Source organism: Polaromonas sp. UC242_47 (genome assembly GCF_044452385.1).
In the GTDB taxonomy this organism is placed as follows: domain Bacteria; phylum Pseudomonadota; class Gammaproteobacteria; order Burkholderiales; family Burkholderiaceae_C; genus Polaromonas.
Genome location: NZ_JBIOAO010000001.1, coordinates 3,226,117 through 3,250,318 on the forward strand (window position 1 = coordinate 3,226,117; position 24,202 = coordinate 3,250,318).

The 24,202-nt window shown below is 62.1% G+C and carries 26 protein-coding genes; 15 read left to right on the forward strand and 11 right to left on the reverse strand.

Translation table 11 applies throughout. The features are described 5' to 3' along the window. The first annotated feature begins 154 nt into the window (after positions 1-154). From ACHMXK_RS15610 to hpnE, 5 genes are all read left to right on the forward strand, one after another. Positions 155-1,240, forward strand: coding sequence for an ABC transporter ATP-binding protein (locus tag ACHMXK_RS15610; RefSeq protein WP_397441455.1), 1,086 nt, complete (start codon positions 155-157; stop codon positions 1,238-1,240). A gap of 11 nt (positions 1,241-1,251) precedes the next feature. After that, complete coding sequence (locus ACHMXK_RS15615) at positions 1,252-2,898, forward strand: ABC transporter permease (protein WP_397441456.1); 1,647 nt, start codon at positions 1,252-1,254, stop codon at positions 2,896-2,898. Positions 2,899-2,935: 37 nt separating this feature from the next. Beyond that, positions 2,936-3,919, forward strand: coding sequence for an ABC transporter substrate-binding protein (locus tag ACHMXK_RS15620; protein WP_318406911.1), 984 nt, complete (start codon positions 2,936-2,938; stop codon positions 3,917-3,919). Positions 3,920-4,015: 96 nt separating this feature from the next. Then, positions 4,016-4,858, forward strand: a complete 843-nt coding sequence (gene hpnD / locus ACHMXK_RS15625) for a presqualene diphosphate synthase HpnD (protein WP_397441457.1) — start codon at positions 4,016-4,018, stop codon at positions 4,856-4,858. Next, positions 4,855-6,132, forward strand: a complete 1,278-nt coding sequence (gene hpnE / locus ACHMXK_RS15630) for a hydroxysqualene dehydroxylase HpnE (RefSeq protein ID WP_397441458.1) — start codon at positions 4,855-4,857, stop codon at positions 6,130-6,132. Before hpnD ends, hpnE begins: the two co-directional genes overlap by 4 nt. A gap of 4 nt (positions 6,133-6,136) precedes the next feature. On the opposite strand, the gene ACHMXK_RS15635 is transcribed toward hpnE, so the two are convergent. Beyond that, positions 6,137-7,477 (reverse strand): sigma-54 interaction domain-containing protein, encoded by a 1,341-nt coding sequence (locus ACHMXK_RS15635; RefSeq protein WP_397441459.1) that lies wholly within the window; start codon positions 7,475-7,477, stop codon positions 6,137-6,139. 10 nt (positions 7,478-7,487) lie between these two features. After that, positions 7,488-8,807 (reverse strand): acetate kinase, encoded by a 1,320-nt coding sequence (locus ACHMXK_RS15640; protein WP_397441460.1) that lies wholly within the window; start codon positions 8,805-8,807, stop codon positions 7,488-7,490. A 619-nt stretch (positions 8,808-9,426) separates the two neighbouring features. Between ACHMXK_RS15640 and ACHMXK_RS15645 the strand changes: the two genes are divergently transcribed. From ACHMXK_RS15645 to ACHMXK_RS15660, 4 genes are all read left to right on the forward strand, one after another. Continuing rightward, positions 9,427-11,040 carry a hypothetical protein gene (locus ACHMXK_RS15645; protein ID WP_397441461.1) on the forward strand — a complete coding sequence of 538 codons (1,614 nt, stop codon included), beginning with the start codon at positions 9,427-9,429 and terminating at the stop codon, positions 11,038-11,040. A gap of 81 nt (positions 11,041-11,121) precedes the next feature. After that, complete coding sequence (locus tag ACHMXK_RS15650; protein ID WP_397441462.1) at positions 11,122-11,490, forward strand: hypothetical protein; 369 nt, start codon at positions 11,122-11,124, stop codon at positions 11,488-11,490. An 11-nt stretch (positions 11,491-11,501) separates the two neighbouring features. Continuing rightward, complete coding sequence (locus ACHMXK_RS15655; protein ID WP_397441463.1) at positions 11,502-12,182, forward strand: C39 family peptidase; 681 nt, start codon at positions 11,502-11,504, stop codon at positions 12,180-12,182. Beyond that, the gene (locus ACHMXK_RS15660; RefSeq protein WP_397441464.1) at positions 12,182-12,691 is read left to right on the forward strand and encodes a hypothetical protein; all 510 of its coding nucleotides are present in this window, start codon (positions 12,182-12,184) and stop codon (positions 12,689-12,691) included. The genes ACHMXK_RS15655 and ACHMXK_RS15660 overlap by 1 nt, the downstream gene beginning before the upstream one ends. A gap of 76 nt (positions 12,692-12,767) precedes the next feature. Here ACHMXK_RS15660 and ACHMXK_RS15665 read toward each other — a convergent pair whose 3' ends face one another. Both ACHMXK_RS15665 and ACHMXK_RS15670 read right to left on the reverse strand, forming a co-directional pair. Then, entirely contained in the window at positions 12,768-13,406 is a 639-nt protein-coding gene (locus tag ACHMXK_RS15665; RefSeq protein WP_397441465.1) for a glutathione S-transferase family protein, read from the reverse strand. Then, positions 13,403-14,113 (reverse strand): HAD family hydrolase, encoded by a 711-nt coding sequence (locus ACHMXK_RS15670; RefSeq protein WP_397441466.1) that lies wholly within the window; start codon positions 14,111-14,113, stop codon positions 13,403-13,405. The genes ACHMXK_RS15665 and ACHMXK_RS15670 overlap by 4 nt, the downstream gene beginning before the upstream one ends. Before the next feature lie 19 nt (positions 14,114-14,132). On the opposite strand from ACHMXK_RS15670, the gene hemH reads away from it, so the two are divergent. The 6 genes from hemH (at position 14,133) to ACHMXK_RS15700 (ending at position 17,049) form a co-directional block, all read left to right on the forward strand. Continuing rightward, positions 14,133-15,236 carry a ferrochelatase gene (gene hemH, locus ACHMXK_RS15675; protein WP_397441467.1) on the forward strand — a complete coding sequence of 368 codons (1,104 nt, stop codon included), beginning with the start codon at positions 14,133-14,135 and terminating at the stop codon, positions 15,234-15,236. 19 nt (positions 15,237-15,255) lie between these two features. Then, positions 15,256-15,489, forward strand: a complete 234-nt coding sequence (locus tag ACHMXK_RS15680) for a hypothetical protein (RefSeq protein ID WP_397441468.1) — start codon at positions 15,256-15,258, stop codon at positions 15,487-15,489. A 20-nt stretch (positions 15,490-15,509) separates the two neighbouring features. After that, entirely contained in the window at positions 15,510-15,731 is a 222-nt protein-coding gene (locus ACHMXK_RS15685; RefSeq protein WP_397441469.1) for a SlyX family protein, read from the forward strand. A gap of 214 nt (positions 15,732-15,945) precedes the next feature. Beyond that, a complete protein-coding gene (locus ACHMXK_RS15690) occupies positions 15,946-16,266 on the forward strand; it encodes an SGNH/GDSL hydrolase family protein (RefSeq protein ID WP_397441470.1) in 321 nt (106 codons plus the stop codon). Positions 16,267-16,384: 118 nt separating this feature from the next. After that, positions 16,385-16,576, forward strand: coding sequence for a hypothetical protein (locus tag ACHMXK_RS15695; protein ID WP_397441471.1), 192 nt, complete (start codon positions 16,385-16,387; stop codon positions 16,574-16,576). A 41-nt stretch (positions 16,577-16,617) separates the two neighbouring features. Further along, the gene (locus tag ACHMXK_RS15700; protein WP_397441472.1) at positions 16,618-17,049 is read left to right on the forward strand and encodes a GNAT family N-acetyltransferase; all 432 of its coding nucleotides are present in this window, start codon (positions 16,618-16,620) and stop codon (positions 17,047-17,049) included. 104 nt (positions 17,050-17,153) lie between these two features. Here the strand turns inward: ACHMXK_RS15700 and ACHMXK_RS15705 are convergent, their stop codons facing one another. The 7 genes from ACHMXK_RS15705 to ACHMXK_RS15735 all read right to left on the reverse strand — a co-directional run bounded on the left by ACHMXK_RS15705 (position 17,154) and on the right by ACHMXK_RS15735 (position 24,180). Further along, positions 17,154-18,026, reverse strand: coding sequence for an alpha/beta fold hydrolase (locus tag ACHMXK_RS15705; RefSeq protein WP_397441473.1), 873 nt, complete (start codon positions 18,024-18,026; stop codon positions 17,154-17,156). Between the two features lie 47 nt (positions 18,027-18,073). Beyond that, a complete protein-coding gene (locus tag ACHMXK_RS15710; RefSeq protein WP_397441474.1) occupies positions 18,074-19,216 on the reverse strand; it encodes an ABC transporter substrate-binding protein in 1,143 nt (380 codons plus the stop codon). 58 nt (positions 19,217-19,274) lie between these two features. Next, positions 19,275-20,351 (reverse strand): branched-chain amino acid ABC transporter permease, encoded by a 1,077-nt coding sequence (locus tag ACHMXK_RS15715; RefSeq protein ID WP_397441475.1) that lies wholly within the window; start codon positions 20,349-20,351, stop codon positions 19,275-19,277. A gap of 10 nt (positions 20,352-20,361) precedes the next feature. Then, complete coding sequence (locus tag ACHMXK_RS15720) at positions 20,362-21,342, reverse strand: branched-chain amino acid ABC transporter permease (RefSeq protein WP_397441476.1); 981 nt, start codon at positions 21,340-21,342, stop codon at positions 20,362-20,364. Then, entirely contained in the window at positions 21,339-22,061 is a 723-nt protein-coding gene (locus ACHMXK_RS15725; RefSeq protein WP_397441477.1) for an ABC transporter ATP-binding protein, read from the reverse strand. The genes ACHMXK_RS15720 and ACHMXK_RS15725 overlap by 4 nt, the downstream gene beginning before the upstream one ends. Then, the gene (locus tag ACHMXK_RS15730; protein ID WP_397441478.1) at positions 22,058-22,834 is read right to left on the reverse strand and encodes an ABC transporter ATP-binding protein; all 777 of its coding nucleotides are present in this window, start codon (positions 22,832-22,834) and stop codon (positions 22,058-22,060) included. The genes ACHMXK_RS15725 and ACHMXK_RS15730 overlap by 4 nt, the downstream gene beginning before the upstream one ends. Positions 22,835-22,989: 155 nt before the next feature. Continuing rightward, positions 22,990-24,180: a substrate-binding domain-containing protein gene (locus ACHMXK_RS15735; protein WP_397441479.1), complete on the reverse strand. Its 1,191-nt coding sequence runs from the start codon at positions 24,178-24,180 to the stop codon at positions 22,990-22,992. Positions 24,181-24,202 lie beyond the last annotated feature (22 nt).

The following is a 24,202-nucleotide window of genomic DNA, read 5'->3' on the forward strand; positions in this document are numbered from 1 at the left end:
CCTGCCTGGAAAAGAAAAAGCCGGCGCATCAGTTGCGGGCCATCTTAGACCAGCAAGCCCTTAGAAAAACTAATGGCACGCCTTATAAAAAACGGCTGGTGGGGGATGGGCGCAACTCCTATCATCGCGCCACATTCATCCCCAAAGATCCAACATGGCGTCCATCAGCATAGACAACATCGTGAAGCAGTTTGCCGGCCAGACGGTCTTGCAAAACCTGTCCCTGCACATTCCCGACGGTGCTTTCTACACGCTGTTAGGCCCCAGCGGCTGCGGCAAGACCACGTTGCTGCGCTGCATCGCGGGTTTTCACGAGCCCGATGGCGGCCGCATCCTGTTCGACCAGGACGACGTGACGCGGGTGTCCACCCACCACCGCGACATCGGCATGGTGTTCCAGGACTACGCCCTTTTCCCCGACAAGTCGGCCTTTGACAACGTGGCCTACGGGCTGCGCGCGCGCAAGGTGAGCAAGGACGAGATCAAGCGCCGGGTCCATGAGGCGCTGGACAAGGTCAGCCTGCTGGCGCTGGCCGACCGCTACCCGGCCCAGATGAGTGGCGGCCAGCGCCAGCGCGTCGCCTTGGCCCGGGCGCTGGTGATTCGCCCGCGCGTGCTGCTGATGGACGAGCCGCTGTCCAACCTGGACGCCAAGATGCGGCTGCAGATGCGCGACGTGATCCTGGACCTGGTGCGCGAAGCCGGCATCACCACGGTGTTTGTCACCCACGACCAGGAAGAGGCCCTGGCCATGTCGGACCGCATTGCCATCATGGACCGCGGCAACATTGCCCAGCTCGGCACGCCCGAAGAGCTGTATGGCACGCCGGTCAACGCCTACGTGGCCGACTTCATAGGCTCGGCCAATGTGATCCCTGTGCCCGCGCAATACATGTCGGGCGACAGTGCCAGCGGCGCACCTCGCCATGTGCGCTTTCAGTGGGGCGGACGGCCTTTTGACGGCGTGCAGGGCAGCGAGACGCTGGGCGAGCAAGGCATGTTGATCGCGCGCCCGGAAGACCTGTCGCTGATGGCACCCGCTCCGCATGTGCCCAATGCCATCTTCGGCGAAGTGCTGCGCCGCCAGTACCTGGGCTTCAAGACCGCCTACCGCATCAAGCTGCACGACAGCTCCGAAATCCGGGTCGAACTGCATGCCGGCAACACCGTGGCCGACTTCCAGGCCGGCGATGCCGTGCAGGTGCTGGTGCCCGCGCACAGCCGCGTTGTTTCATCCTAAGAAAGTCAGCCATGAACATCAAATGGTGGCCCTGGGGCTTTCTGACGCTGATCAGCCTGGTCCTGCTCCTTTTCTTTGTGTTTTACCCGCTGGGCGTGTTGTTCATCAACAGCGTGCAGGATGAGTCGGGCGCGCTCTCGCTGGCCGGCTTCATCACCCTGCTGAACGACAGCCAGTATGTAGAAGCCTTTCGCAACACGCTGGTGCTGGGTGTGGCAGTTACCGCCTGCACCGTGGCGGTGGGTGTGCCTTTTGCCTACATGGTGGCGCGTTACGAGTTTCCGCTGAAAAACCTGGTCGCCGTCTTGCCCATCATGACCATCGTGATTCCGGAAATCATCGTCGGCCAATCCTGGCTGCTGCTGCTGGGCAACAACGGGTTGATCACCAATCTCATGGCCGACTGGGGCATAGAACTGCCGACGTTTTACGGCTGGACCGGCATGGTGTTTTCCATGACGCTGGTCTACTACACCTATATCTACCTGGGGGTGCTGGCGGCGCTGCGCGGCTTTGACAGCCAGCTCGAAGAGGCCGGCCTGAGCCTAGGCACCTCGCCGCTGCTGACCAAGTTCCGCGTGCTGGTACCTGTGCTGCTGCCGGCGGTGCTGGTCAATGCGCTGGTGGTTTTCACCCTGGTGGTGGGCAACTTCGCGCTGTCCATGCTGCTGGGCAGCCGCGTGCCACTGCTGTCCGTCATGACTTACAACACCTTTGTCAGTGAAATGGGCGGCAGCGCCATGTTGCAAAGCGCCATGTCGGTGGTGTCCATAGGCATCGTCGCCGTGGTGCTTTTCCTTCAGAAACGTGTGGTCGAGCGCAAGATTTACACCATGACGCAAGGCCGCGCGCCGGCGCCAATTCGTGTGCGATCCGGTGCTGCGCTGCTCTTCACCTGCGCCGTGGGCCTGGTGATCCTGTTGTCGATGTTGCCGCTGGTCATCGTGTTTGTGGCGGCCCTAACGGAAACCAGCGGCCCGGTCATGCGTTGGGGCCAGTGGTCGCTGTCCAGCCTGCAGCGTGCGCTGCAGGGCGCGCCCGAGCCCATCCTGAACTCGCTGAAGTTTGCCTCCATGGCGACGCTGGTCGGGGTGGCCTTCGCCATCCTGGTGAGCTACCTGACCATCAAGAAGAAAAACATCTTCACCCAAACGCTGGACTACATCGTGGTGCTGCCGCTGACCATCTCAGGCACGGTGCTGGGCATCGCGCTGGTACAGACCTTCAACACCGGCTGGCTGGTGCTGGCCGGCAGTTCGGGCATCATGGTCTTGTGCTACACGGTGCGCCGCCTGCCGTTTGCGGTACGTAATGCCTCGTCCACCCTGTTCAATATCCCCGACTCCATCGAGGAGGCCTCGATCAGCCTGGGCGTGTCGCCGCTGAAAACCTTCTTCAAGGTGATCCTGCCGGCCATGAAGGCCTCCATCATTTCGGCAGCCATCCTGATGTGGGTGACCACCATTTCCGAGCTGTCGGCCTCGGTCGTGGTCTACACCGGCGGGCTGGAAACCATGCCTATTGCGATCTTCCGCCAGGTCGACGGCGGGCGTCTGGGCCTGGCTTCGGCCTATGGCGCGGCACTCGTCAGCGTCATCCTGCTGCCCATCGTCGTGGCCATCAAGGTCTTCCGCATCAACCTGTTTTCCGCCAAGTAAATCAACTCGTCGTTCTTTTCAACTCAAGAGGCTCTCCATGAACATCAAGTCCCTTCTGCAATGCTCGCTGGCCACCTTAGGCCTGATCGCCGGCCTGGCGCAGGCCCAGACCGTGGTGCTGTATTCGTCCAACAACACCGAGACGATTGAAACCGCACTCAACGTGGTGAAGAAAAAAACACCGTCGCTGACGGTGCAGCAGGTCACAGGCGGCACCGGCTCCCTGATGAAACGCATCCAGGCCGAAGCCAAAAGCCCGCGCGGCGATGTGTTGTGGAGCGGCGGTTTCGGCACGCTGGGCGCGTACAAAGACCTGCTCGAGCCCTACAAGGCACCCGAACTGGCGGCCATTCCGGCCGAGTTCCGCGGCCCCAACAACCTCTGGGTCGGCACCAACGTCCATGTCATGGTTTTGATGGTCAACCAGCGCCAGCTCAAGGGCCTGGCCGCACCCAAGACCTGGTCTGACCTGATGAAACCCGAATGGAAAGGCAAGTTCGCCATCACCGATCCGAGCAAAAGCGCCACCGCCTACATGCTGGTCTACGGCCTGCTCAAGCAGTTCGGCAAGGATGGTCTGGAAAAAATCGCCACCAATGCCGTCATCACATCGTCCTCGGGCACCACCTACAAAGGTGTGGCCGCCGGTGAATACCCGGTCGGCCTGACCATCGAATACGCCGCTCAGGAATACGTGGCCGGCGGCCAGAAGGAAATCAAGCTGGTCTACCCCAGCGAAGGCAGCTACCTCGCGCCAGAAGGCATGTTCATCATCAAGGGCGCCAAGAACCAGGACGCCGCCAAGGCCTTGTACAACGGGCTGCTGAGCAAGGAAACGCAGCAGGAACTGCTGGTCAAAAACTTCCGCCGCCCGACCCGCAACGACATCCCGGTGTCCAAACTCACCTCGTTGCCCGACCTGAGCGCAATCAAGATCTTCCCGCTCAGCCAGGAAGCCGCCTCTGCGGAGTACGAGCAGCTTGTGGCCTTGTGGAACATCGCCGTGAGCAAGACCCGCTAAGCGCCCGGGCTGCAAGCGCCAGCGTCAAATGCTGATGACGCTGGCGGTCTGACCCAGGCGCCTGGCAGGCGCCAAGTCCCATGGGACAATCGCCGCATGACTCCTGAGCAGTACGTCCAGCAAAAAGCCGCCGCATCCGGCAGCAGTTTTTATTACGCCTTCCTGTTTTTACCCAAGGAAAGGCGCGCGGCCATCACCGCTTTTTACGCCTTTTGCCGCGAGATCGACGACGTTGTTGACGAAGTGATGGACCCCGGCGTCGCACACACCAAGCTGGCCTGGTGGCAGGCCGAAGTGGCCAAAGCCTACGCCGACACGCCCACCCATCCGGTGATGAAAGCGCTGATGCCGCTGGCACCTACTTACCGCATCGAGGCGCGCCACCTGCAAGCCGTGATCGAAGGCTGCCAGATGGACCTGGCGCAAAACCGTTATCTCGACTTTCCCAACCTGAAAACCTATTGCCACCTGGTGGCCGGCATCGTCGGCGAAGTGGCAGCGCGTATTTTTGGCCAGACCGAGGAAGCAACCACGGCCTACGCCCACAAGCTGGGCCTGGCTTTTCAGATGACCAACATCATCCGCGACGTCGGCGAAGACGCCTTGCGCGGCCGCATCTACCTGCCGGTCAGCGAGCTGCAGCAGTTTGATGTGAAGGCGCATGAAATTTTGAAGCGCCAATATTCTGATCGTTTTACCGCACTGATGAAGTTCCAGACGGATCGCGCGCTGGGCCTCTACGACGAAGCCCTGGCTCTGCTGCCCGAAGCCGACAGGCGGGCGCAAAAACCCGGTCTCATGATGGCCAGCATCTACCGCACCCTGTTGCGCGAGATTGCACGCGACAACTACCAGGTCTTGCACCAGCGTGTCAGCCTGACGCCGCTGCGCAAGTTCTGGCTGGCCTGGAAAACGCAGGCCTTCGGAAAAGTCCAGTGAAGATTGCCGTCATCGGCGCCGGCTGGGCCGGTTGCGCGGCGGCGGTGGAAGCCACGCAGCGGGGCCAGCAGGTCACGGTGTTTGAAGCGGCGCGTATCCCCGGCGGCCGCGCCAGGCGCGTCGATGGCCAGTGGCCTGACGGCAGCGCTCTGCCACTGGACAACGGCCAACACATCCTGATTGGGGCTTACAGCGAAACCTTGCGCCTGATGAGCGAACTGGAGCTGGACGCCGACAGCTTGATGCTGCGCCTGCCGCTGACGCTGCAATTCCCCGACGGTGCGGGCATGCGCCTGCCCGCCCTGCCCACACCGCTGGACGCGCTGGCCGGCATCCTGGGTGCGCGCGGCTGGTCGTGGCGCGACAAGGGGTCCTTGCTCTTGGCCGCCCTGCGCTGGCAAGCCGCCGGTTTTCGCTGCGCACCGCAATTGTCGGTCGCGCAGCTGTGCCGCAACGTCCAGCGAACCGTGATGGCCACCTTGATCGAACCCTTGTGTGTGGCGGCGCTGAACACGCCGGCCGATCGCGCCAGCGCCCAGGTCTTTTTGCGGGTCTTGCGTGATGCCTTGTTTTCGCAGTCCGGCGGCTCCAACCTGCTGCTGCCGCGCACCGATTTGAGCGCGCTGCTGCCGGAGGCGGCGCTGGCCTGGGTGACGCAACGCGGCGGCGAGCTTCAGCTCGGCGCCCGCGTTCAGACGCTGGCCACCACAGGCAGCGGCTGGCAGGTCGATGGTGTGGCCTTTGACCGGGTGATCCTGGCCTGCCCGCCGGGCGAAGCGGCGCGGCTGGCGCAATCCAGCGGCCTGCCCTGCGAGGACTGGCAGGCGCAGGCCCGCGCCCTGCAATTTGAAGCCATCACCACGGTGTACGTCTCCGCGTCCGGCTCACGGCTGGTCCAGCCCATGCTGGCGCTGCGCGCGAGCGCACCGGACAGTGAAGCGCCGGCGCAGTTTGTGTTTGACCGTGGCCAACTGGGTGGCCCGGCTGGCCTGCTGGCGTTTGTGGTCAGCGCCAGCACCGGCGACAGTGCCGCGCTGACACAACGCGTGTTGCGGCAAGGCGCGCAACAACTGGGCTTGGTGCAGCCAGTCGCCGTGCAAACGATTGTCGAAAAACGCGCCACCTTCGCCTGCTTGCCCGGCATGTTGCGGCCAGCAAGCCAGGTATTGCCCGGGCTGCTGGCTTGCGGCGACTACATCGCCGGGCCTTACCCGGCCACGCTGGAAGGCGCTGTGCGCAATGGCCGGGACGCGGCCGTCCTGGCACACGCTTGAAGGCTCATTCGGCGCTCTGGCTGATGCTGTGTTTGTCCATCAGACGGTACAAGGTCATGCGTGAAATCCCCAGCTCACGCGCCGCGTGGGTGATGTTGCGACCCACACGTGTCAGCGTCAGGCAGATCGCATCCCGCTCGGCCATGGTGCGAGCCGCGTCCAGCCCTATGCCCACGGCATGCTCCGACTCCGCCAGGCCCAGGTCGGCGGGCGCGATCAGCCGCTGATCGGTCATGATGACCGCCCGCTGCACGCGGTTGTACAACTCGCGCACATTGCCGGGCCAGCTGTGTGCTGTCAGCGCTGCCAGCGCCTGCCGGGTAAAACCCTTGACCCGGCTCGCGCTTTCCCCGACGCAGGACTGGAAAAAATGTTCCGCCAGGATAGGCACATCCTCCATGCGGCGGCGTAACGGCGGCACCTCGATGGGCAACACGTTCAAGCGGTAGAACAGGTCTTCGCGGAAACGCCCGATGGCCACGGCTTCGGCCAGGTCCACATGCGAGGCCGCCACCACACGGGCATCGACCGGCAGGCTGCGCACCGCCCCCACGCGGCTGATGGTCTTCTCCTGCAAAAAACGCAGTAAATTCGTCTGCAACTCCAGCGGCAGGTCGCCGATTTCATCGAGAAAAACCGTGCCGCCATTGGCCGTCTCTATCAGCCCGTGCCGCTGCGCCGACGCCCCGGTGAACGCCCCACGCTCGTGGCCAAACAGTTCGGAATGAATCAGGGTGGGCGCGATGGCACCGCAGTTGACGGCCACAAACGGCCCCGCCGCCCGGTGTGAACACTGGTGAATCGCGCGTGCAGCCAACTCCTTGCCGCTGCCGCTCTCCCCACCTATCAGCACCGGCGCCTCCGTCGCCGCCACCTTGCGAATCTGCTCGCGCAGACGTGTGATGGCCGGCCCCTGCCCCACCATACCCAGGGTGTCCGCCGCATGCAGGTGGGTCTGGTGCTGGCTGCGCAACATGGCACGCTGGCCGGCGTGTTCCAGGATCAGTGCCAGGTCATGCCAGTCCAGCGGCAGGATTTGATGGTCGAAAAAACAGTTGAGCACCAGGTCACGAAAACCCGGCGACTCCAGCGCCTGGGCCTCACACACAGCCACCCATTCGGAGCCGTTCGAAGCCTTGACGCAGGCCTCCAGCAGCCGATCCGGCACGGCCCGCGCCTTGCCCATGACCAGCAGGCTGACAGGGAAATGTTGATGCGTTTGAATCCGGCTGGCTACCGCCAGGTCTGCCGCCTGCACCACCTGCCAGCCCCCGCCCAGCAGGTGTTGCGCCACACCACCCGCGTCCTCACCCAGGGTCACACACAGGATGTTTCGGATCGGCATGACCTGCTCGCTAATACATCATGGGGATCCTGACCGTCAGCGTCAAATCGGGCGTGTCTCGCGTCAGCCCGGTCCCCACCGTCACGTTCAGGGTGGTCTTGGGGCTGTAGCGGTAGGAATACCCAAGCAGCAGCGACGCCAGCTGGGTACGCACCGAAGTCTCCACCGGCACGCCGTTCTGCCGGGTTCGGCCTATGGAGTTCAGGTCCACGCCTATGCTGAAGGAAGATCGCTCATTGAGCGCCAGTCCCATGCCGAAATTGAAGCCCAAAACATCGCCCGGTTTGACCGAGCCTAGGAATTCCCTCTCACCATTCAACACCAGGCGGCTGACGTTGTCGCGCCCAAAATTGCGCGTGTAGCTGATGCCACCAAAAAACACTGCCGGATCCGACGGAAACAACCAGGTCAGCCCGGTTTGCAGCGAATAAAATCCCGAGCCCGTCGGCAAGTCCAATGGCAGGCCGGTGCCCGTGGTGTTGCCCAGGCAACGCGTCACGCAATCGGTCACCACGTCGAACGGACCCTTGCCGGTGCGGGTCTTGAAACGCAGCGAACCGATCATGTAGGGCGAATTGGGCTGCGGCTGGTTCAACTGGTAACGTGCGGCCAGCTCGATGTCGCCTATCGCACTGCCGTTGGCGTTAAAGACTCTTTCGGACGCGGTGCCGGTGAACAACTCGCGGCTGATGGTGGCATCGGAGCGGTAAACGTAAGGCAGCTTGGCTTCGACCTCCAGCCGGTTGGTCAGCCCCCAGCGACCGGTGACTGCCGCGGTCAAGGTGCTGCGTTTGACCTCACGCACATCGATCAGGCCGACCAGCAAGGCCGGGATGATGGTGTAGCCGACCAACGCCACCCGGTTGCTCGACGAGTAACCGTACTGCAGCGAAGGTTCCAGCACGTAATGGCCAGGAGGCGTGAGAATGCCGGGCTGCTCGAACAGTTGCGCCATGGCAGGCGGCGCGGCTTCCGCGGCAGGCGCCACGCCGACATGCACCGAACGGGTGGAGCCATCGGGCGGCTCGGGGCTTGCGGCCTGCTTTTTGTCGTTCGGCCCTTGGCCTTCGGGACGCGCGGCGGCCAGGGCTTCCTGGCGTTCCTTCTCGACACGTTGCTGGTCGCGGTAGCGGTTCTCCTGCTCCATGACCTGCTGCTGCAGGGCCTCGATCTGCCGCCCCTGCTCCGACACCTGCTGCTGCAACAACTCGATACGCTTGTTCGCGTTCCTGGACGCAGCTGTCCCCTGGGTCTGCGCGAGCGCGCCGGACATCACCAGAGAGGAGCAGGCCAACAAGGTCCACGCCTTGCGCTGGCCAAGGCTGCTCATGACGGAAAACTCCCTCAGATGCCTCATGTTGTTGCTCCGCGTTGCTTCTGTTTTGCTTGTACTTTTGTTTGCTTTTTTCGTCGGACTCCGCAGCAGCGTAAGGCCACCGAGCCGCGAGTGGCAAGCTGCAAGTTGCAACAACCAGTAATTCCGCGCAGGCAGACGGAGACACTGTCTCAGGAATGTGGCAGTCTGATCCTCAGCGGTTGTGGAGCCTTTGAAGTACAGGCCCGACAAGGTGTGGCCGCGCATAGCGCGAACCGGAGCGCCGCGTTCAGCCGTGCCCGCCACGGAGGATCTGTCACAGGAATGAGACGCCTGGCGCTCATGGCTGGTCGGCCTGCACAGCGGTGAACGAACACGGCGGCCCGCGCAAACTCCCTGCCACCGTCAACCCCCTGTGACACTTTGCGCCCACAACTGGCTTGAACGACGCCTTCCCGGTCACCCGCACACCTTGAAACAACCCCGCTAAACCAGCCCTGCTGCCGGACACAAGGCCTTCACACATGCGGCGTGAAAGCGCTGGCATCGAAGTTGCTCACGCTGCGGCCGGTTTGCGGCAACGCGAATCAACCCAAGATCTTGTAACTTTCCAACAGCAACCTCCGGAGGATTTATGAAGAAGACACTCCTGGCTTCGGCCATGGCCCTTGCATTCGTTTCCGCATGGGCCAATCCGACCAACAACGGAACCGACGGCACGACGACCGCAACGACCGGAAACCAAACCGCGACGGCCACCTCCACACAAACAGGTGCCGGCCCCAATGCGAATGAAAACTCCACGGCGTGGCAAGACAGTAGTCAGAGAACGAAGACGATTACCAAAACGGACAGCAGCAGCTACAAGGCTGCCGAAGGCGAAGCCACTGCCCGGGATTACGGCACCGCCGCAGCCAACAACGGCTCAACGGCCACCTCCAGCTTCAGCAATGCCTTCAACGTGACAAAGGTCACGGCCCTCAGCACGCTCAATGGCGTGGTCTCGGGCAACCGGGTGCATGACATCGGTAACAACGCTTACAACACCGGCAATGCCAACGGCGGCAAAGCCTACGGTGGTTACGGCGGAACCGGCAAGGGTGGCCAGGCCTCCGGCTCGGGCACAGGCGGCCCAGGCGGCACCGGCAATGGCGCGGTGGGTTCAGCTGGCGGCAGCGCCTCCAACGGCGCCATCAATCACGGCAGCGCCAGCAATGGCAGCGCCGGCGACGCAGGTAACGGCGGTCGCGGCACGGGCGGTAGCGCCAACGGCTCGAGCGAAAGTGGCAGGGCCACAGCCAATGGCGCAGACGGCGGACGCGGCGGTTCCGGCGGCGATAGCGGTCGCGGCGGCGGCAGCGGCAGTCTGGCTGCAGGTGTGGGCGGCGATAGCGGCCGCGGCGGCAGTAGCGGCAGTCTGGCTGCAGGCGACGGCGGCAATAGCGGCCGCGGCGGCGGCAGCGGCAGTCTGGCTGCGGGTCTGGGCGGCAGGAGCGGTGGTGCCGGCGGCGGCGGCAGTTCCGGCGGCGGTGACGCAGGTAACGGCGGCAACGGTGGCGCCGGTGGCCTGTCCTCAGGTGGCGCAGGCGGTGCCGGTGGCGGAACGGGTTCCAGCGGCACGGCAGGTGCAGGTGGTGCTAGCGGCGCAGGCGGCGCGGGCTCCGGTACCAGCACGGCTGGCGCAGGTGGTGCTAGTGGCGCAGGCGGCGCAGGCACCGGGACCAGCACGTCTATGGGCGGCGCAAGCGGCGCAGGCGGCGCAGGCTCCGGTACCAGCACAGCTGGCGCAGGTGGTGCTAGCGGCGCAGGCGGCGCAGGCGGCGCAGGCGGTGCAGGCGGTGCAGGCGGCGTGGCCACCAGCACTTCCGGCGGAACCCGCACAGGCGGCGCAGGCACGGGCGGCGCAGGCGGCTCGAGCATGAACGGCAGCGCCACCAACGGTAGCGCCAGCAATGGCAGCAACACCGCTGGCAATGGCGGCGCCGGTGGCAGCGGCACCGGTGGCGCGGGTGGCTCCGGCAACGGCGGCACCAACACGGCCCAGGGCGGCACGGGCGGCACTGGCATGGGCGGCACCGGCGGTGCGGGCGGCATGAACTCCGTCAATGCCGGAACGTTCAGCATGGCCAACACCATGACCAGCGTCGGACAATCGGCGGCCGGCATCATGCTTGCGAACCAGAACAGCGGTATTTCCTCGCTGGTTCAGCAAAGTGTGAATGTGCAGGCCAACCTGGCTGTTCATTAAGGTCTCGTCGGTCACCACCGTGCGGCCTGCCGGGATGGCAGGCCGCACGGTGTGCCGCGACCCAGACCGAAGGGAGAGTCGATGACATCGCACACACGTAGCCAGGCCACAGGCCTGGTCCTGCTGTTCGCACTGGCGACCCCTGTGCTCGCGCAAACAGCACTTACCAAAGACAGTGTGAACACCGCCCCCCCGAGCGGGGCGGTCTTCGCCACACCGGTTGACCCCGCCGTGCTCGACACTTTTCGGGGCGGCAGCCAGTTGGTGCGCAACGACATGACGCTGACCGGCACCACGGCCGATAACACGGCCCGAAATGTCACCACCGGCACCAACGCCATCAGCGCCGGCGCTTTTGCCAACATGAGCGGCATGCCGATCGTGATCCAGAACTCCGGCGCGAATGTGCTGATCCAGAGCGCCGTGATCCTGCATCTGCAAATGAACTGAAGGTGAGCACCATGCGCGGCCTGCTGCTCTGCTTCGCGCTGCTGGCGGGGGCCGGCCAGTCGCCGGCCCAGACCGCCTACCTGCCGGCCATCCCCATGGGCGACGTGACCGTGCCGGTCACCAGCCTGAAGCAGTCGCGCCTGGCCAGCACCCTGATCCAGCAGTACGACTTCAGTTGCGGCTCGGCGGCGATTGCCACGCTGCTGACACATCACTACGGCCAGCCCGTCAGCGAACAAACGGTGTTCGAAGAAATGTATGACCATGGTGACCAGCGCAAGATCCAGAGCGAAGGATTTTCACTGCTGGACATGAAACGTTTTCTGGCCTCGCGCGGCTTCGAGGCCGATGGTTTCGAGCAACCGCTGGACAAACTCAACGAGGCGCATGTGCCCGCCATCGTGCTAATCAATGACAAGGGTTACCACCATTTTGTGGTGGTCAAGGGCGTGCAGGCCGACCGGGTGCTGATCGGTGATCCGTCCCAGGGCACACGTGCCCTGCCGCGCCGGGATTTTGAGGCCCTCTGGAGCAACCGCCTGCTGTTTGTGGTGCACAACCGCATGGAGGCGGCCCGTTTCAACCTGGCCGTTGACTGGCGCGTGGCGCCGCGTGCGCCATTGGCCAGCGGCGTCGGCCGGGACGGCCTGGCCGGCATCGCCCTGCCCAAGCTGGGTCCGGGAGATTTCTGATGAACACCGGACCTGCCCTGGGCCTGTTGCTGGCACTGCTGACCAGTGTCCCTGGCGCAGTGCAAGCCACTGAGCAGACGCCGCCCGGCGAGCTCTGGCAAACCGTCAGCGACCGCACCCTGGACGGCCTGCGCGGCGGTTTTGACCTGGGGTCCGGCTTGATGGTGAGTTTCGGTATCACACGCAGTGTTTATCTCAACGGCGAGCTGAGCGCCCAGACCAGCTTGAACTTCGGCCAGCTCGCCGGACTGAACTCGGCGCAAGCGGCTCAATTGGGCCGTCAGCTCGGGGCCTTGAACCTGGTGGTGCAAAACGGTCCGGGCAACAGCATCGCGCCAGACGCCATGGGGACGACTTTTGCCACCATCATCCAGAACAGCCTGAACAACCAGCAAATCATTCAGCAGACGGTGATCAACGCCAGCAGCAACGCGCTGGGCCTGATCAAGAACATGAACACGCAGGCGACGATGAATGACGCCTTGGCCCGCGCCATCGGCGGACGTTAAACGCTATCAAATAGATAGCTTCTTGCGCCCGTCCTGCCTGGGCTGCAGCCCTATTTTTCCTAAGAAACCGTCGATTTCAGGCCTTGACCTCGCGCCGCGCCATAGACCGCACCTGCATCTGCGCGGGCCGCGCCAGGCAACGCTGCAGCCAGTCGGCGAGCCGCGGGCACTGCGTCATGGCCTCGGCACGTTGCACCCAGGCCAGCACCGACGCCACGCAGATGTCGGCGACGCTGAAACGCTCCCCCGCGATATAGCGGCGGGTCTGCAAGTGCTGCTCCAGCACACGCAGCGCCGGCGCCAGGCGCTGCTCGGCCTGCAGCGCCAGCTCGGGCTTGCGCCGCGCTTCGGGCATGGCCACGCGGTGCATCAAAAAGGTCAGTGCGTCTTTTTCGCACTCGGTCACGGTCCAGAAACTCCAGCGCAAAATCTCGGCCTGTTCGGCGTGGTTGTGCGCGGCCAAAGAAATATTTGCATCGCCCTTGAAACGTTCGGCCAGGTACAAGGCGCAAGCCATGGACTCCCAGACCAGCACGCCGCCGTCGTCGACCACGGGGATATGGCCGTTGGGGTTGAGCGCGAGGAAAGCCGGTGTGCGTGTGGCGCCGTCCTGGTAAGGCTGGGCCACATGTTCATAGTCCAGGCCCAGCTCTTGCGCCACCCACAAGGGACGTGATGCGCGCGAGGCCGCGATGCCGTAGATTTTCAAGCTCATGACCGGGTCTCCGCAGTGCGGAACAGGTCGCACAACTCGGCCAGGCTGGCCACGGTTTCGTGCGGCAAAACTTCGTGGGTCCAGAGATGGTCGGCCCGGTTGACCCAGGCGGTCTGCATGCCGGCGTTGAGCCCGCCCAGCACATCCAGCGTGGCGTCGTCCCCCACATGCAACACGTTTTCGGGCGCCACGTCCACCGCACCGGCCGCCGCATGAAAAATCCGCGGGTCCGGCTTGCCCACGCCAAAAGCCTGCGCGCTGATGGAGGCGCGGAAATAGGGGCTGAGCCCGATACGCGCGATATCGGCATTGCCGTTGGACAGCGCCACTACCGGGTAACGCGTGGACAAAAATTCCAGCGCCTGCAAGGCGTCGTCATACAGCGTGACCTGGTTTCGGACCTCAAAAAAAACTTCAAAGGCTTGCTCGGCCAGCAGCGGGTTTTCCTTGGATCGGTACAAGGCCAGTCGGATCGCCTCGCGGCGTATCGCGCTGAGGTTGTGTTTGAGTTCGGGCCGGGTGCGCAGAATCTGCTCCCGGATGTCATGGCGCGCCGACGGGTTGGCGAACAGCGCAGCGGTCATGGGCGCGTGGCGCCCCAGCCAGGCATTCAGGGCCACTTCGGCCCGCTCGATGGCGGGCCAGACCGGCCACAGGGTGTCGTCCAGGTCAATCGAGACGGCTTTAATAATTGTCAGGTCAAGCATAGGTAGGGGAGAATAACCCATGTCTTTTTCTCCCGAACCCACCTTTACACACGGTCAACCAGCCCAAGCCGCCAGCGCGACCGCCGTGTTGTATTGCAACCTCGGCACACCCGACGTCCCCACCGCCGCGGCGCTGCGCCCCTACCTCGCACAGTTTCTGAGCGACCACCGCGTGATTGAAATCCCCAAGGCCATCTGGTGGCTGATCCTGCACGGCATCATCCTGCGCACCCGCCCCAAAAAGTCGGCCGCCAAATACGCCAGCATCTGGACGCCGGAAGGCTCACCGCTGAAAGTCTGGACCGCCAAACAGGCGCTGCTGCTGCGCGGTTACCTCGGCGAGCGCGGCCATGCGGTGGCCGTGCGTTACGCCATGCGTTACGGCCAGCCCTCCATCGCCTCGCAACTCGACGCGCTCAAGGCCGAAGGCGCCACCCGCATCCTGATCCTGCCCGCCTACCCGCAATACAGCGGCACCAGCACCGCCAGCGTGTTCGACGCGGTCTACCGCTGGGCAGCCAAGGTACGCCGCCTGCCCGAGCTGCGTTTTGTCAACCATTACCACGACCACCCGGGCTACATCGCAGCGCTGGCGGCCCGTGTGCGCGCTCACTGGGCAGCCAACGGCCGTGCCGACAAATTGCTGATGAGTTTTCACGGCGTGCCCGAACGCACCCTGCACCTGGGCGACCCCTACCACTGCGAATGCCACAAAACCGCGCGCCTGCTGGCCGAACAACTGGGCCTGGCCAAAGAACAATACGTTGTGACTTTTCAATCGCGCTTCGGCAAGGCCAAGTGGCTGGAGCCCTACACCGAACCCACGCTGGTGGCCATGGCGCGGGCCGGCACCCACAGTGTCGACGTGATGTGCCCGGGGTTTACCGGCGACTGCCTGGAGACGCTGGAAGAAATCAACATGGAAGCACGCCACGCCTTTATGAGCGCGGGCGGCAAAACCTTCAATTACATCGAGTGCCTGAACGACAGCCCCGACTGGCTGCGCGCGCTCAATGACATCGCACAGCAACACCTGGCCGGCTGGCCCACACTAGCGGCGCCCGATGCGCAGGCGCTGGCCGCCTCGCGTTCGGCGGCGTTGACGCTGGGTGCCCAGCAATGATTTTTGAAGGTTGCAGCTCTTGCCAGAACTAAGCCTCAGCCCGCTCAACGCGGGTGTCTACCAAGTGCTGGACCGCCAGGGCGGCCACGTGGGCAACCTGAAACTGATCAACGGGGTCTGGAAATTCAAGGCGATTGGTTACGGCCCCAACGGTGAACTGATGCCCGGCGGTGGCCCGCTGACCGACAGGCACAACACGAGCTTCGCCGTGCTCGACGAAGCCCTGATCGCCGCCACGCTGACCCGGTCCTGAGATTCATGTCCAATAGCGCCATGGAACAAGCTCACAACACCGAACATCGCCTGACCGAGCTGGAAATCAAAGCCAGCTTCACCGAAGACCTGCTGGACAAACTCGACAGCGTCATCGTGCGGCAACAGCAACAAATCGATGCCCTGATTCGCGAGATTACCGACCTGAAACAACAAGCACCTGCGGATGGCGGAGGCGGCGTGGTCCGCAGCTTGCGGGATGATCTTCCGCCGCATTTCTGACATCCACCCATTTGGAATATGTTATGAGATCCGCTTGCGACCTAGTATCGTTCGGTGTTTTGGCGGTTAATTTATTGAACTGAAACGAATCCACCATGCACAAAAAAACGCACGCCTGACAAAGACTCCACCCCATCTTGGGGAGCCAAATTATGCCCTCAGAGTGTGAGCTATACATGACGTTGGACATCATCATCTTAGTTTGGAGCCCATCATGATCCGCATCGCTATTTTCCTTGTTGGCACACTGTTTTTCGGCGTGTCCCAAGCTGAACCTATTCAAATTGTTGCCTTTGGTGGCAGCAATACCTTCGGCAAGAATTTGAGCCGCTCAGAAGCTTATCCCGCTCAACTGGAGGTCATGCTAAGAGCTGCTGGATACGACGTAGTGATCAAGAATGAAGGGACCAATGGACAGACGACCTCTGAGGAACTCAGTCACCTTAACTCAGCTATTCCAAATGGGACGCGAATTGTCATTTTTCAGCCAGGTGGAAATGATGTAGTCAACAAAAAAAAAGGCCATCCAATTTAACGATAGCAAAGAGAATATCGAAACAATCGTACAAACATTGCTCGATAGAAAAATACTCGTCTTGTTGTCCGGAAATGCCGCACAGCGCGAATATGCGAAAAAATTTGGGATACGGACCATGATGCCAATCTACCGAATGGCGCCCGATGACAGTCAAAACGATGACATGCATCTCACCGCCAAAGGCTACAAAATCGCGGCCGAGAGAATGCTACCGGTGGTCAAGGAACTTCTGGAAAAGGTACGGACAAATGATGCCCAATCCAAGGTTCCAGGGGACGCTTCGCCGAGCAGCGGCTCGCGCCCCTGAACTCATTCCTTGATATGGCTTAACTCCGTCAAAAGAACAACATGCCGCTCACCTGGACCCACCAGCTCGACAACATTGACTGGGACGAACTCACCGCCCTCTACCACGCAGCGCCCCTTGGCAAAAAAAACCCTGCCGGGCTGAAAACCGCATTCACCAACAGCCTGTTCAAGTGTTTCGCTTACGAAGACGGCAAGCTGGTTGGTGTGGGCCGGGCACTGGCCGATGGCGTGGATTGTTCTTACATCTGCGATGTGGCCGTGTTGCCCAGTCACCAGGGCATAGGCTTGGGCAAAGAGATCGTCAACCGGCTGGTGGAGCTGTCCCGCGGCCACAAAAAAATCATCCTCTACGCCGTGCCAGGCAAAGAGCCTTTTTATCGCAAGTTCGGCTTCAAGCGCATGAGCACCGCCATGGCGATTTTTGAAGACCAGGCGCTGGCTTTCAAGCGAGGCTACATCGACGAAGCCTGAGCCGCCAGGGCAAGGCAAAACCAGGCTTTCCCTCGCACTTATGCATCAAATCGGCTTCCAGCCCTTATACATCGGTCGCTACCAGCTATGAATACAGTAGCGAATCAAGCCGCTTGTGCGGCATCAATAAACGCTGCCACCAGCTCCAGCTGATCCGGCACATTCAGCGCTGGCGCATGACCGCAGCCTTCGATCTCGACCACCTGTGTCAACCCGGCAGCGCCTGGCCCGCGTGTCAACATTTCAGCCGTGGTTTCACGCAACACCAGGTCGGACTCGGCGCCGCGCAGGCACAAAACAGGAACAGTGAGCGCGTCGTAATGGTCCCAGATCAGGTAGTCGTCGGGGTGGTAGGAAAACTGCTGCACCATCGCCGGGTCATAGTGTGTCGTCACACGGCCGTCGGGTAAACGGCGCATGGAGGTCTCCGCCATACGTCGCCATTGGCTGCAGCTGAGCCAGCCATAGGGCTTGTAGACCTGCCTAAGAAACGCTTCCAGCTCCCGCATGGTGTGAAACGCGGGCGGGTTGCCGGCGTAGGAGCGAATACGTTCTATCGCGGCATCGGCAATTTTGGGCGCCGTGTCATTCAGCACCAGGCTCTGGATACGCGGCTTCATGGAAGGCTCGAACAGGCCGGACGCGCAGACCGTGCCTATGGCGCCCCCCATGGAGGTGCCCACCCAGTGCGCTTTGGCAATCTTCAGCTGGTCGCAGAGATCGGCCGCAATCCGCGCGTAAAACGACAGCCGGTATTCGTTTTTCGGGTCCGGGCTCCACTGGCTCAGGCCGCGCCCAATCGTGTCGGGGCAAATCACGCGGTAACGCGTGCTCAGATGGGCCGCCAGTTCATCCATGTCACGTCCGGTACGGGCCAGCCCGTGCCAGGCGATGACGGTGGCGCTGTGCTCAGCACCCCATTCGGTGTAATGGATTTCCCGCCCTGCGCAGGTCAAGTAGTGGGATGTGAAGGACATGAAGCGGGTCTCTCTGTGATGAATTATTTTGGAAGGCGATGCAGCGCTTATTTCAGCAACTTGCCGGTGCTGCCGATCACCGTCACTTCGACATAACGCGAGCCGATGCGGTTGCTGGGCGAATAACTGAGGGTGATGCCGCCGGTGTCGTAACTGCCCATGTTTTCCAGGGTCTTGAGCACCTTGGCTCGTGTCGGGTTCGGGCCGGCACGGCGCAGGGCTTCGACCAGCACCTTGGCACCGACAAACTCTTCAAAGCTGGTGTAGTTGACAAGTTCCGTGGGCGCGTATTTTTTCAGCAGCGCCTGGTACTCACGCACCACCGGCGTGTTGGGCAGGTAGGGGTAAGGCACCACCTGGCTGATGCCCAGGCCGTGGGCATTTTTCAGGCCGGCCAGCTTGACCAGCTCGGCCGGGTCCACCACCGAGATGTTGTACAACTGCGCCCCGCCACCGCTTTCGCGGTACTGCTTCACAAACGCGGCCGTTGGTTTGTTGATAGAGATCATGATGATTGCCTGCGCATCCGAGGCCTTGATCTTTTGGACGGCGTCTTCCACTTTGTCGGTGTTGCGTTCATAGCCGGCCGCCACGGACAGCTTCAGATTGCGTTTGGCCAGGGCGTTTTCAACACCCAGCAGGCCGGCTTTGCCAAAACCATCGTCCTGGTACATCACGGCAATGCGGCGCATGCCCAGCGTGGTGACCTGCTGGACCATGTGTTCGGTTTCGTCGGCATAACCGGCACGTACATGAAAAATCCAGGGATTAAAAGGTTTGCGTAAGGACTCGCCGCCGGTGTAAGGCGCGACCAGCGCGGCGCCGCCGGCCTCCAGCACACCATCGCTCAGCAGCTGCGTGACGTTGGCGGTGCCGGCAAAACCGAACAGCGCCAGCACCTCGGGTCTGGCCAGCAGCTCCCGGGTCAGGCGAACGGTCTCAGGCACTTTGTAGCCGTCGTCCAGCACCTCGTGCCGGATCTTCGCGCCATGGATACCGCCCTGCGCATTGATGTGGTCGAAATAAATCTTGCCGCCCACCACCATTTGTTGCCCGGTGCTGGCCAGTACGCCCGAAAGCGGCGCCACCTGGCCAATCACCAGCTCAGCCGCGTTGGCAAGCCCTGCCAGCCCCCACCACACCAATGCCGCGGCCGTCTGTCGGGTCCATGTCCTGAAGATTTTCTTCATGTCCTGTCTCCTGCTGGTGGTGCCTGTGTCCAGGCGTTGAAATGCGGTGCATCCCTCGTTATCCCTTGACACTGACGGCGCGCAGCCGCCCCACCACACCGGTGGGAAAGTAATAAACCGACAACACAAACAGCAGGCCCAGCCAGAGCAGCCAGCGGTCCGGCGACAACAAGGCGGCCAGCCACGGCAGGCTGGCGGCAGCTTCGCTGCCCAGACGCAGCAAGTCCTGCAGGTAGCTCTGCGCCACCAGGAACAGCGCCGCGCCAATGGCCGCGCCGTAAATCGTGCCCATGCCGCCTATCACGACAATCAGCAACACATCGATCATGATTTCAAACGACAGCGAGGTGTCCGGCCCGTTGTAACGCAACCAGAGCGCCAGCATGGCACCGGCCACCGTGGCAAACAGCGCCGACAAAATGCTGGAGGTGGTGCGGTAGACCACCACGCGGTAACCGATGGCTTCGGCGCGAAATTCGTTTTCACGAATCGCCTGCAACACGCGGCCAAAAGGCGAATTGACGATGCGCAGCAGGCTCAGCACCAGCACCAGTGCAAGCACAAACAGCAGGTAATAACACAGCAGCCTGCCGTCTATGGACACACCCATGAAAGGCTGCTCGAAAAACTCCATGCTGGGCGACAGCAGTTCGGGCACCTTGAAGGTCAAACCGTCTTCGCCGCCTGTGAACTCCGACAGCTGCGAGGCCAGGGTCTGGAAGGCCGAGGCCACGGCCAGCGTGATCATGGCAAAAAAGATGGCCTTGACCCGCAGTGAAAACAGGCCCACCGCCAGCGACAACACAAAAGACAAGGCCAGTGAACACAGCAGGCCCACGGCCAGCGCCTCCCAGGTCGCGCCCAGTCGGGTGGTGGCAATGGCGATGCCGTAAGCCCCAATGCCGAAAAACATGGTGTGCGCAAAACTGACAATGCCGGTGTAGCCCAGCAGCAAATCAAAACTGGCCACCAGCACCACAAACACCAGCACCTTGGCCGCCACATTGAGCGCCTTGACACCGGGAAACAGGAAAGGCGCAAAAGCCAGCGCCAGCAACAGGCCGATCAAAATCACGGCCAGCACGCGGTTGCGCGGAAAATCGTTGGACAGCAGACGGGTGAGGATCTTGTTCATGGGTCTGTCCTCAGCGGTTGGTCACGGGGTAAATGCCCTGGGGCCGCCAGAGCAAGACGGCGGCCATCAGCACGATGTTGGAAAACAGCGCCACCTTGGGCACCAGAAAGCCGGTGTAATTGGCCATCAGGCCGACCAGCAAAGCGCCTATCAGCGCACCGCCGGTGGAACCCAGTCCGCCAATGATGATGACGATAAAAATCAGCACGTTGACCTGCGCACCCATTTGCGGAATCACGTTTTGCTGGTACATGCCCCACATCACACCACCCAGACCGGCCAGCGCACTGCCGACCACAAACACGCCGACAAACAGACGCCGGATGCGGTAACCCAGCGACTCGACCATCTCGCGGTCCTGCACACCGGCACGGATCAGAAGGCCAATCTTGGTGCGGCTCAGCGTCCAGACCAGCAGTGCAAACACCACCAGCCCCACCACCACTGCAATCAGCCGGTATTTTTCAATCGCCGCATCACCGACCAGCACCGCGCCACGCATGGCTTCGGGCAGCGGCAGCGCAATTTGCGCCGGGCCCCAGATCACCTTGATCAGCTCTTCGCCGATGATCATGCCGCCCATGGTGATCAGAATCTGCTTCAAATGCTGGCCATACACCGGCCGCACGATGTAACGTTCAAACGCCAGGCCCACGGCCGCCGACACCAGCATGGCGATCAGCATGGCCGGCAACACGGCCACCAGGTTGCGCCACAACTCTTGCGAGCCGGTCCAGTCGCTCATCGCACCCAACACACTGGTGGCCACAAAAGCGCCCAGTGCGATAAACACACCATGGCCGAAATTCAGCACGTCCATCAGGCCAAAGACCAGGGTCAGGCCCGAAGCAATGATGAAGATGATCATGCCCATGGCCAGGCCGGCCACGGTCAGTGTCAGCCAGGTGGAGCCGGAACCGATAAAGGGCAACACGCCCACGGCCAGCAAAGGCACCAAGGCCAGGGGTTTCCAGTCGAAATCTGTTTTCATAATGCCAATCCAAGCAGGGATTGCTGAAGCGCCGCGTCTTCAGCCAGTTCTTTCATGGACCCGGCATGCACCACACGGCCGTTGTCCATCACGGCCACGGTGTCACCCAGGCGTTTGGCGAAATTGATGTTTTGTTCGACCAGCAAAATCGTGGCGCCGCTGGCCTTGAGCTGCGCAAAGGCGTCGATCATGTTGTTGATGATGGCCGGGGCCAGGCCCTTGCTGGGCTCATCCACAATCAGCAGTTCACGCGGCTCGACAATGGCTCGAGCCACGGCCAGCATTTGTTTTTGCCCGCCCGACAGTTTGCCGGCCGGGTGGTTCCAGAATTTTTCGACTGCGGGAAACAGCGAAAAAATCCACTTGAGCCGGGCCTCATCCATCTGGCTGGCCCGGCTGGCTTTGCGTGCGGCCAGCAACATGTTTTCCTTGACCGTGAGATCAGAGAAGATGCCCATGTTTTCGGGCACGTAGGCGATGTTGAGAGCGGCAATATCCGGCGTGTTCAGTGCTGTGATGTCGCGGCCGTCAAAGCTGACCCGGCCTTGCGAGGCCTGCCACAAACCCATGATGGTGCGCAGCGTGGTGGTTTTGCCGGCGCCATTGCGGCCCAGCAGCATGGTGAGTTGCCCGCGCGGGATGGCGAGATCCACCCCATGCAGGATGTGGTACGCGCCAATATGGGTGTGCACGCCCTCAAGCGTCAAAAGGTTACTCATGCTGCTTCTCCTGCCTGCACCGGAGCCACACCCAGGTAAGCCTCTTGCACCACCGGCGAGGCAATCACCTCGGCCGGTTCGCCGTCGGCCACCAGCGTGCCGTTGTGCAACACGATGATGCGATCGGCCAGTTCACGCACCACATCCATCTTGTGCTCCACCAGCAAAATTGTTTTGGTCTTGTCCTGCTTGAGCTGGCGGATCAAATTGAGAATGACGGGCGCTTCGTCGGTGCTCATGCCGGCGGTGGGTTCGTCGAACATAAAAACCTGCGACTCCAGCGCCATCAACAAGGCGACTTCCAGCTTGCGCTGGTCGCCATGCGGCAGGCTGGCCACCGGCATGTCGGCCTTGTCGTTCATGGCCACCACGTTCAGGATTTCTTCGGCGCGTTGCACCAGCGCCTTGTGGTCGCTCCAGATGCTCCACAGGTTCAGGCCATGGCGGTGTGCGCCATGCCTTGTCGCCTGCACCGCCAGACGCACGTTTTCCAGCACTGTCAGGTTGGGGAAGAGATTGGTCAGCTGAAAAGCCCGGCCCAGGCCGGCACGTGTACGTGCCGAAGCGCTTTTGCCGGAGAGATCCTCACCGTTGAGCGTGACCGTGCCACTGCTGGCCGGCAACTGACCCGAGATCAGGTTGAAATAGGTGGTCTTGCCGGCACCGTTGGGGCCAACAATGGCGGTCAGGGTGCCAGGCGCAAAACTGCAGCTGACAGCATTCACCGCCACATGGCCACCGAAGCGGACCGTGAGTTCGTTTGTTTGAAGCATATTTCTTGAGCTCCCCTAAAACAGCGGGAGTGGCGTAGCGAGCGGGTCGAGAGCAAGGCGCACAGCGCGCAGGAACCGGAACGTACTCAGGTACGTGAGGAGTCCGAGCACTGCGCAACGCCGCTATCGGCGCGCGCAGTAGCCGAGCACGCTGTTTAGCGTTTGTTGCGGATAGGAACGTTCATCTCTTCGGGCTTGATCTCGCGCACCAGTTCAGGCACGCCCCAGGCAAAAGCCGGGTCGACCTTGATCTTGAAGTGGTACATGCTTTGCATGGCCTGATGGTCTTCCTTGCGGAAAGTCATCTTGCCTTTGGGGGTGTCAAAACTCATGCCTTCCATGGTCTTGATCAGCGTGTTGGCGCTGGCGTCGCCCTTGCTGTTTTTCAGCGCGGTGACGACGGCCATCGCGGCGGAGAAACCACCGGCGGTGAAGAAGTCAGGCGGTGTCTTGAACTGCTTGTAATGCTGGGCGACCATGGCGTCGTTGATCGGATTTTTCGGAATGCCGAAGTAGTAATACGCCGCGCCTTCCATGCCGGGGAAGTTTTTGTAGCTGGTCATGGCCGGCAGGATGTTGCCGCCCGTGGCGATCTCGATGCCATAACGCTTCAAGTCCATGTCGGCGATCTTGAACGGGTTGCCGGCACCGGCCCAGACGATCCAGATGATCTTGCGGCCCGGCTGGTCTTTCAGCTTGTCGATCAGGCGCTGCGCACCGGCGGTGAAGTCGGTGGTGGCGGCCGGCAGGTATTCTTCGTGCACCAGCTTGGCTTTTTTGACCGAGTCCTTGAAGGCCTTCACGCCGTCACGGCCGAAAGCATTGTCCTGCGCCAGCGTGGCCAGTGTCACGCCGGCCTTGTCCACCGCCACGGCGTTGGAGATCGCGTCCTGGCTGCTGTTGCGGCCGGTGCGGAAGATGTATTTGTTCCATTTGTCGCCGGTGATGGAGTCAGCCACGGCGGGCTCGACCAGCAGAATTTTTTTGTATTCTTCAGCCACAGGCAACATGGCCAGCGCCACACCGGAAGCGGTCGGGCCGACGGCGATGTCCGCCTTGTCGTCCGAATAAGCGGCGGCCAGCAGCGACTTGCCCAGGTCAGGCTTGCCCTGGTCGTCTTTTTCAATCACGACGATTTTTTTGCCGGCCACGGTCATGGTGCCGCCAGTGGCGTAGTCCAGGCCCATCATGAAACCGGTAGCGGTTTGTTTGCCATAAGCCTCGAGCGGGCCGGTCTTGCTGTAAATGTGGGCGATGCGGACTTCACCCGCCGACTGGCTGAAGGCGGCGGTGGAAATCAGGGCGGTGGCGACCGCGCTGAGGGCGATCAAGGTGCGACGATGCATGGAATGTCTCCTGTTGTGGGCT